9 protein-coding genes are annotated in these 7,575 nt (G+C 39.9%); 6 read left to right on the plus strand and 3 right to left on the minus strand.

Translation table 11 applies throughout. The features are described from left to right. The first annotated feature begins 114 nt into the window (after positions 1-114). Together DBR11_RS11865 and DBR11_RS11870 are read left to right on the plus strand one after the other, a co-directional pair. Positions 115-468: a hypothetical protein gene (locus tag DBR11_RS11865; protein WP_108552876.1), complete on the plus strand. Its 354-nt coding sequence runs from the start codon at positions 115-117 to the stop codon at positions 466-468. A gap of 7 nt (positions 469-475) precedes the next feature. Next, the gene (locus DBR11_RS11870) at positions 476-1,495 is read left to right on the plus strand and encodes a HAMP domain-containing sensor histidine kinase (protein ID WP_108552879.1); all 1,020 of its coding nucleotides are present in this window, start codon (positions 476-478) and stop codon (positions 1,493-1,495) included. 20 nt (positions 1,496-1,515) lie between these two features. Here the strand turns inward: DBR11_RS11870 and DBR11_RS11875 are convergent, their stop codons facing one another. Next, the gene (locus DBR11_RS11875) at positions 1,516-2,607 is read right to left on the minus strand and encodes a hypothetical protein (RefSeq protein ID WP_108552881.1); all 1,092 of its coding nucleotides are present in this window, start codon (positions 2,605-2,607) and stop codon (positions 1,516-1,518) included. Between the two features lie 156 nt (positions 2,608-2,763). Between DBR11_RS11875 and DBR11_RS11880 the strand changes: the two genes are divergently transcribed. The 4 genes from DBR11_RS11880 to DBR11_RS11890 all read left to right on the plus strand — a co-directional run bounded on the left by DBR11_RS11880 (position 2,764) and on the right by DBR11_RS11890 (position 6,242). Beyond that, positions 2,764-3,987: a BamA/TamA family outer membrane protein gene (locus DBR11_RS11880; protein WP_108552883.1), complete on the plus strand. Its 1,224-nt coding sequence runs from the start codon at positions 2,764-2,766 to the stop codon at positions 3,985-3,987. Between the two features lie 255 nt (positions 3,988-4,242). Continuing rightward, entirely contained in the window at positions 4,243-4,551 is a 309-nt protein-coding gene (locus tag DBR11_RS11885) for a hypothetical protein (protein ID WP_108552885.1), read from the plus strand. Positions 4,552-4,598: 47 nt separating this feature from the next. Next, positions 4,599-4,733, plus strand: a complete 135-nt coding sequence (locus DBR11_RS30540; protein ID WP_255564071.1) for a hypothetical protein — start codon at positions 4,599-4,601, stop codon at positions 4,731-4,733. A gap of 129 nt (positions 4,734-4,862) precedes the next feature. Beyond that, complete coding sequence (locus DBR11_RS11890) at positions 4,863-6,242, plus strand: tryptophanase (protein ID WP_108552887.1); 1,380 nt, start codon at positions 4,863-4,865, stop codon at positions 6,240-6,242. A gap of 62 nt (positions 6,243-6,304) precedes the next feature. Here DBR11_RS11890 and DBR11_RS11895 read toward each other — a convergent pair whose 3' ends face one another. Beyond that, positions 6,305-7,159: an NAD(P)-dependent oxidoreductase gene (locus DBR11_RS11895; protein WP_108552889.1), complete on the minus strand. Its 855-nt coding sequence runs from the start codon at positions 7,157-7,159 to the stop codon at positions 6,305-6,307. A 68-nt stretch (positions 7,160-7,227) separates the two neighbouring features. Further along, a partial coding sequence (locus DBR11_RS11900) for a helix-turn-helix domain-containing protein (protein ID WP_108552910.1) occupies positions 7,228-7,575 on the minus strand: 348 nt, incomplete at its 5' end.

Consider the following 7,575-nt stretch of genomic DNA (forward strand, 5'->3'; position numbering starts at 1 on the left):
GTTTATAACGGTATACGATAAATAAAATAATTACATTTGCTGTAGCATGGTTTAATATTTTGTAAAAGCAGAATTGCCAATTACGCATATTGTTATTTACTAGTGGGACTTGTTATGAACGAAAGAAATGTTAAATATTCAATCAATATCAATTTTGAGGAAATTAAACTTCCTCCTTTCCAGGATATACTGATTGTTGGCAAAAATTGTGTTCAGGGAAAAATAGGGCTGAGTAAATCCTTTGAAATGTTACTACCCAATGGTTTTCTTAGTGTAGAAGTAGAAGATGAACGTGTAGAAACCGTTTTTATCAATAAGCATATTTTAAAGAAGATGCCAGTGGAAAAAGTGATGCATATCTTAACTAAAAATGTTTTTCCTTTCGTTTCAGATGGCGAGCTGATCCGTGTTGACTTTAAAATTAATATTTCTATTGAAAACATTGAAATCAATAATATATTAGAATAATAAGATAATGATCGCTCCATTTATTAGAAACGAGTTCCTGACTGTCAACGCCTTTGATGGTATTTATGAAGTAAAGCATAAGATCATTTCAAGTGGAGGAGCGGTAGTGATGATGGAGGATGAGCCAATAGGTTTGATTAATGCAAATGATCTCTTATCTAAAACACATCATCTGGTGGTGGATTGTTTGTCTCAGAAACCTGAACTACAAAGAAATGCAAGGATAGCCGAGGCACTGAAAATTATGCTGGAGACCCGTTCGGAGGTATTGCCAGTCTACGAAGATAAAAAGCTGATCGGTGTCCTTCACAAGGCGGATATGACCAATCACCTGGTTGATTCTTTGGAAAAGCATAAACAAGATTTACAGGCAGTTGTTCATGATTTAAAAACTCCTATTTCGAATATTATGGGGATTGTAGGGATTTTAGAAGAAATGCTGGAAGACCCCGATCATACAGAGATACTTTCTATGGCAAAAACTGCCTGTACCAATGCGCATAATCTTGTTCACGAGCTGCTCAGACCACCAAGCCATAAACAACTGGCTGTACAAGGTGATTTTTTTGAACTCAGAGGGCTTTTGGAAATTTGTGCAAATGATTTTCAGGTAAGTTTGCAGAAAAAAAATATAAGTCTGAGCGTTGTACTGCCGGAAGCAGAAAAATACAGTTACGGACATGCCATTGCCGTTCGGCGGGCTATAGATAACATCTTAAATAACGCAATAAAATTTACCAGGGAATATGGTAAAATTGAACTTCATGCACTTATAGACGGGCCATATTGTAAGGTGAGCATTTCTGATAATGGTGTAGGTATACCAGAAAAAATGAAGCCATTGCTTTTCGAGAAATTCACTGCAGCAAAAAGAGAGGGTACAATAGGAGAGTCAACTACAGGAATGGGACTGCATATTACAATGAATATTTGCGAACAATACGGGATTGAACTTGATTTCGAGAGTGAAGAGGGCCGGGGAACGAACTTTCATCTCCGTTTCAGGCTCACTGATCACTTGTCCTGATTGAATAACTTAGAAAGGATCTATCTGGTTTTAATAGCTAATTGCATGCTTACAGGGTATTTATTTGAAAAGTAGAATAGGGCCTCGGCTAGGTCATATGGAACAGCCGTATTACGTTTTGTTCTGCTGTTGACTTCAATACCCAAACGTTTGCCGTCGTTTCCAACGGTCCTGTACGAGTTTGGTATATATTTGATCTTTCTGCTGCCACTGACCATTGGGGGAGAAATGAAAATATGGTCGTACCAAGATTTAGCACCTCCTCCTGTACCGCAGGTATTTGGGATATTTTCAGACAAACGCGTAGAGGTCGTTAGAAAACGCTCATATAATTCCGGTCTCTTGGTCCAGTTGGCTGGATAACTCAAAACTTTGTCTGGATAGAACGGAGGATCAAACATTTTTGTACTGGCTTTTTCTGAGGCTACTATGGCCTGATAGCCATCTTCTCCTGTCTTTCTGGTGTTAAAGTCGCCCATAACAATGAGATTGGGCAGAATTGGGAATTTTTCCCGAATTCTTTCCATTACTTTAGTCAACTGTTTATCTCTTTGTTTACTATTGTCTCCGGATTGGGTATGATTAACAAGGACATATAAAAATACAGTGTCTTTGGCAATGGCCAGTTTTGAATCTTTATAATATAATTTATAAAGGTTAAAGTCTGTCGTCCTGGCTAGAAGAGTTTCGGTCTTAACAAAAGCCAGTTTTTGCTTGTTGTAAAATAGTACCGACATATTATCGGCTTCACTTTGGTTACTTGGATCTGCATAAGCATAACGATCCTTGTAAACTGTATTAAGGACATGACCGCATATAACTGTTGCAAAATTGGAAGATTTACTTTTTCCAGGTACAAATGCGGCAATTTTCTCACAACTGAGCAAGTCTGGCTTTGTGTATTTGACAATGGTTTTAAAGTAATTGTTTAATTTTTGCAGATCACCCTGGCATCCGTCTCCATAGTTTAAAACATTGTAAGCCATTACCTTTAATGTATCCGAATGGGGAATGCTGCCATGGACAGCCTGAACCGGGGAATAATTTGCGCGTGCCAGCAGGAATGCTGCAATACAGAGGATGGGTAAAATACAAAACCGGATTGCTTTCATCTATAGTTAATTTAGGAGGTTAAGCAACGCAAATATAAATTCTTCGCGGCTTAAGCATCAAATAATCTTTGTCTGTTTAAAAGATTAGGTCCCCTTCTTAGACAATTGGTTCTATTTTTGCATATCATTTGTAAACTTACGAACAACGCCATATCTATGAATAAATTTTATACGTTAATTTTTCTGCTGTTGTCCACTTTTACGCTCCATGCACAAACTGCCGGCGACTCTAAGGTGCTGAACGAAAAGCCCAGAGATACCTCTAATAAAAGAGATTTGATTGATATTGCCAAAGTTCTTTTTAAGATAAAGCCCAGTAAAAACCCAAAAACGGGAGAAAAGAAGATCGCATTTTCTCTGTTGCCTATTGGTGGTAACGTTCCGGGTGGCGGAAGGGCACTGGTTACCTCAACCACCGCAGGTTTCTATCTTGGACCGCGTAAAACGACCAATATATCCAGCGCTGGTTTTGCTCCTTACTGGAATTTTAAAGGACGCTTTGGCTTACCTTTAAGATCTGATGTCTGGCTCAAAGACAATACCTGGGTCATTCAGGGTGACACACGTTTTCTGGTTTACCCTCAGTATACCTGGGGTTTGGGAAGCGGTCAGGAGGATAATAAATTGTTAGTGAATTATAAATACATCCGCTTCTATCAAAGTGCGCTGAAACGTATTAAGCCTTATTTTTATGCGGGTTTTGGCTATAATCTGGACTATTTCATCAATATCAATACCGCAGATACCGATCCGGGGCTGGAACAGTTCTCCGGCTATCATGCGGGAACGCAAAAAGGGAGTAATTCCTTTTCATCAGGGATCTCCTTTAACCTACTTTACGACACCCGGTCAAGTTCTATTAACCCACTTCCGGGAAGTTATTTTAATGCGATACTGAGAACTAATCCCAAGTTTTTGGGGAGTAATTCCAGCTGGAAATCTTTATACCTGGATGCAAGGAAATATGTGCCCTTAAATACAAAACCCCATCAACAAAATGTACTTGCTTTTTGGACCTATTTATGGACAGGATTGAGTAATGATGTTCCTTACCTTAATTTGCCGAGTATAGGTTGGGATCCTTACAACAGATCCGGGAGGGGGATGGACCAGAACCGGTACAGGGGGAAAGGTTTGTTTTATTTCGAGAGTGAATACAGAAGGGATATTACGGATAATGGATTGCTGGGTTTTGTTGTTTTTGCCAATGCGACTTCGGTTACCGAACCAGAAAATAATATGTTTAAAAAGATTCATCCGGCTGTGGGGGCAGGGATGCGGGTGAAATTTAACAAAGCGTCAAATACAAATGTTGCCATAGATTATGGGATGAGTAAAGGATATTCCGGATTTTCTATAGGCTTAGGAGAAGCTTTTTAAATTTGTGGTGTAAAAAAAGGCTGCATAATTTTCGCTGAAGAAGCGAAAACAACGCTAGGCCTTTTTTTTACACCACAAATTTTTGGTTGCAAACCTTTTCTTGCCGATACAAAATATTGGAAATGATCTTTACAGAAGGCGGAGACCGGAAGGGAGTTTTCGGGTAAAGATTTTATGGAAGATTGTTTTGCTATTTTTTTTAGTTAAAAATAAAATGATATCTTTGCTAAAATTTATAGTATTTGACAGATGCCAATGACCATAACCGTACTCGCCGTAATTGAACCTGATATAACTTCCGCTGCACCTTTATCTAAAGTGATGAACGAAAGGCTACGTCGTCTGGCTGCTGAATTGCAGGATCAGCATCTTAAAAACCTTAAATCAATTGATTCCGGATGTGAAGATGTGGTCATTTACATCAGTTATAACAGCAAATATAATATCCGCTGGAAAATTGTAAATGATGTTCCCTCAGTTATAGAGGCTGAAGTGGCTCATCAATGTGCTCTATTGGGTTATATCTTGTGGAAGGGTAGTCCCATCTATAATTTTAAATTTTAAAAAAAAAAGCTACCATGTTCATTGGTGAATTGTATAAATTTACACTTATGAACGGAAAGCCACTTCTGAGATATCATGCCCACATTGTAGCTATTAGCTATAGCTTTATTCAGCGTGGTGATTTCCCTGCCAGAAGAAAGCAGGAGCCTAACTGGAAAAACATCATTAAAAGACCGTCTTAATTCAAGTCATTTTCAGACCTGATCTGCCTAAAGGCAGATCTAAAAATTAATCATCCAACTTATTCCAGCCGTTTGACCGTACTTTCATTTACGAAAGTCCTGTCTGCGGAGTCTTTTAATGATAAAAAAATGAGAACCATTATAGAACCATTCAGAATTAAGTCTGTAGAACCTATACATTCTACTACACCTGAACAACGCAAAGAGCTGTTAATCCAGGCACATTATAATCCTTTCCTTTTAAAAGCTAAAGATGTAATCATAGATCTGCTGACAGACAGCGGTACTGGCGCCATGAGCAGCGAACAATGGGCCGGAATTATGCGCGGAGACGAAAGTTATGCCGGAAGCGAGAGTTTTTACCGCTTCGAGTCAGCGGTGAAGAACATTACCGGTATGCCTTTTATTATCCCGGTTCACCAGGGGCGTGCTGCTGAACACATTCTTTTCACCTTTAAGGGGGGTGAAGGCAAATACATCCTCAGCAATACACTATTCGATACTACCCGTGCCAATATCGAATTTTCGGGTGCGCAGGGACTGGATCTTTTGTGCCCCGAAGGTAAATTGCCGGCAGTGTCTGCACCCTTTAAAGGGAATATTGACACACAGAAGCTACGGCAGGTTATTGAAGAGAAAGGCAAAGAAAACATTTCTGTAGTTATTGTAACGGTAACCAACAATTCGGGCGGCGGACAGCCTGTAAGTATGGAGAACATTAAAATGGTTAGGGATATTTGTAGTCATTATGAAATTCCTTTCTTCATTGATGCCTGTCGCTTTGCAGAGAATGCCTATTTTATTAAGAAAAGAGAGGTCGGATATCAGGACAAAACCATCATAGACATTGCAAGAGAGATGTTCTCTTACGCAGATGGATGTACGATGAGTGCCAAGAAAGACGCATTTGCCAATATTGGTGGCTTTTTAGCATTAAACGATGCGAAACTTGCAGAACAGTGCCGGAACCAACTGGTTATTACAGAGGGCTTTCCAACTTATGGCGGGCTTGCAGGACGGGATCTGGAAGCTATAGCCATTGGACTCGGGGAAATTGTGCAGGAAGATTACCTCCATTACAGGATCAGGAGTATCGAATATATAGCTGAAAAACTGGATGCTGAAAATGTTCCCTATTTAAAACCATCAGGAGGGCATGCCTTGTATCTGGATGCTAAAGCTTTTTTGCCACATATTCCGGTACATGAATACCCAGGGCAGGCTTTAGCTGCTGCATTATATCTGGAAGGCGGGATCAGAGGCGTTGAAATAGGATCGGTGATGTTCGGTAAATACGACCAGCAAGGTAAACTGGTTCCTGCAACACTCGAATTGCTCCGGCTCGCCATTCCACGCCGGACGTATACCCAAAGCCACATGGACTATCTTCTGGAGGTGATCATCAATGTTTATCGCAACAGAAAACAGATCAAAGGCTTTGAAATTACTTATGAAGCGGAATATTTGCGTCATTTTACTGCGCATTTTAAGCCTGCTGCTCAAAAATAAAATTGATCTGGAGGGGTCAGTTTTTATCAGGCCGGGAATTTATTTCCTGGCCTGTTCCTTTTTTAGGAATTTAACTGTTTAATCACGGCAATGATATCTTCTTCACCGTAGGAAGGTTCGGCTTGTTGAAAAGTCTCTAAAGCAGTTGTGGCAAGCGGACTGGAAAGTCCTTCATTTTTTGCCAAGTTCAAGTCTTTAACAATGTGTTTGAGTGCAAAAGCAGCATTGTATTGGTCATTTAAAATGGCGTCTCCTTTAATCTTTGTAAAAACATTGCCGAGTGCAGCCTGTCCAATCAAAGTCAGTAAATTTTCGGTTTTAATCCCTTGCTGATTGGCGAAAATAACAGTTTCTGCTAAACCTTGGGCATACAATGCAAGCAGACTGTTGATGGCCAGTTTGGTGCTGTTTCCTGCACCAGTTCCGCCCACCAGCATAGCCATTTTTCCGAGAACTTCAAGAACAGGTTTCGCCTTTAAAAAAGTACTTTCCGAACCCCCGGCCATAATCACCAATTGTCCTTCCTGCGCTTGTTTAACGCTTCCTGATACCGGTGCATCTATATAATGATGACCAAATTCCGCAGACAACGCCGCCATTTCCTTACTCACACCGGGCGAAACAGTACTCATATTAATTATGATTTTACCCGCAGTTTTTACACTCAGTAAGCCACTTTCTGCATTAAAGATTTCCCGAACAGCCTGGTCATCTGAAACCATCAGAATCACGATGTCTGAAGATTGAATCAGTTCAGCTGGTGAGGAGGCAATCCCGGCACCCATTGCTTTCAATGCACTTTCCTTTTCTTTGCTTCGGTTATAAACCTGCAGAGGATAACCTGCTTTGATTAACTGTTCAGACATGGGGGTTCCCATATTTCCAAGGCCAATCCAGCCAATTTTTGTCTTGTTCATATCTAGTTTATTTATGATTTTGATCTTTTCTATACCTTAATGAAGATCTTAATTTTTTAAAGAATTATTTATACAGAGCGCTGAAGATGCAGGTGATAAAGCTTTTGCCGCAGTGCGCTTAAAGCCTTGCTCCAGTCTATTTTAAAGTCGTTTAAATTTACACATTCGCTAACGGTTAGCGTTTCTTCAGCGTATTGGTCAGACCATAATCCTATTTCTATGATCAGTGGCACCAGGCCGATGCCTTTTTCGGTCAGGCTATAAATCATCTTTTGTTTGTGGTCCCGGTCTTTTTCTTTAATGATAAATTTTTCTTTCTCGAGGAAGTTTAATCTGTTGGCCAAAATATTCGTAGAAATGTGTTCCGCAGAAGATAGGAATTCATTATAAGAACGCTTGTTGAAGAAGATCATATC

This window comes from Pedobacter sp. HMWF019, assembly GCF_003061025.1.
Taxonomy (GTDB): Bacteria; Bacteroidota; Bacteroidia; order Sphingobacteriales; family Sphingobacteriaceae; genus Pedobacter.

Bases quoted from the DNA above. Each gene is read 5' to 3' on its own strand.
- DBR11_RS11865 (WP_108552876.1), top strand. From the start codon at position 115: ATGAACGAAAGAAATGTTAAATATTCAATCAATATCAATTTTGAGGAA.
- DBR11_RS11870 (WP_108552879.1), top strand. From the start codon at position 476: ATGATCGCTCCATTTATTAGAAACGAGTTCCTGACTGTCAACGCCTTT.
- DBR11_RS11875 (WP_108552881.1), bottom strand. From the start codon at position 2,607: ATGAAAGCAATCCGGTTTTGTATTTTACCCATCCTCTGTATTGCAGCA.
- DBR11_RS11880 (WP_108552883.1), top strand. From the start codon at position 2,764: ATGAATAAATTTTATACGTTAATTTTTCTGCTGTTGTCCACTTTTACG.
- DBR11_RS11885 (WP_108552885.1), top strand. From the start codon at position 4,243: ATGACCATAACCGTACTCGCCGTAATTGAACCTGATATAACTTCCGCT.
- DBR11_RS30540 (WP_255564071.1), top strand. From the start codon at position 4,599: ATGAACGGAAAGCCACTTCTGAGATATCATGCCCACATTGTAGCTATT.
- DBR11_RS11890 (WP_108552887.1), top strand. From the start codon at position 4,863: ATGAGAACCATTATAGAACCATTCAGAATTAAGTCTGTAGAACCTATA.
- DBR11_RS11895 (WP_108552889.1), bottom strand. From the start codon at position 7,159: ATGAACAAGACAAAAATTGGCTGGATTGGCCTTGGAAATATGGGAACC.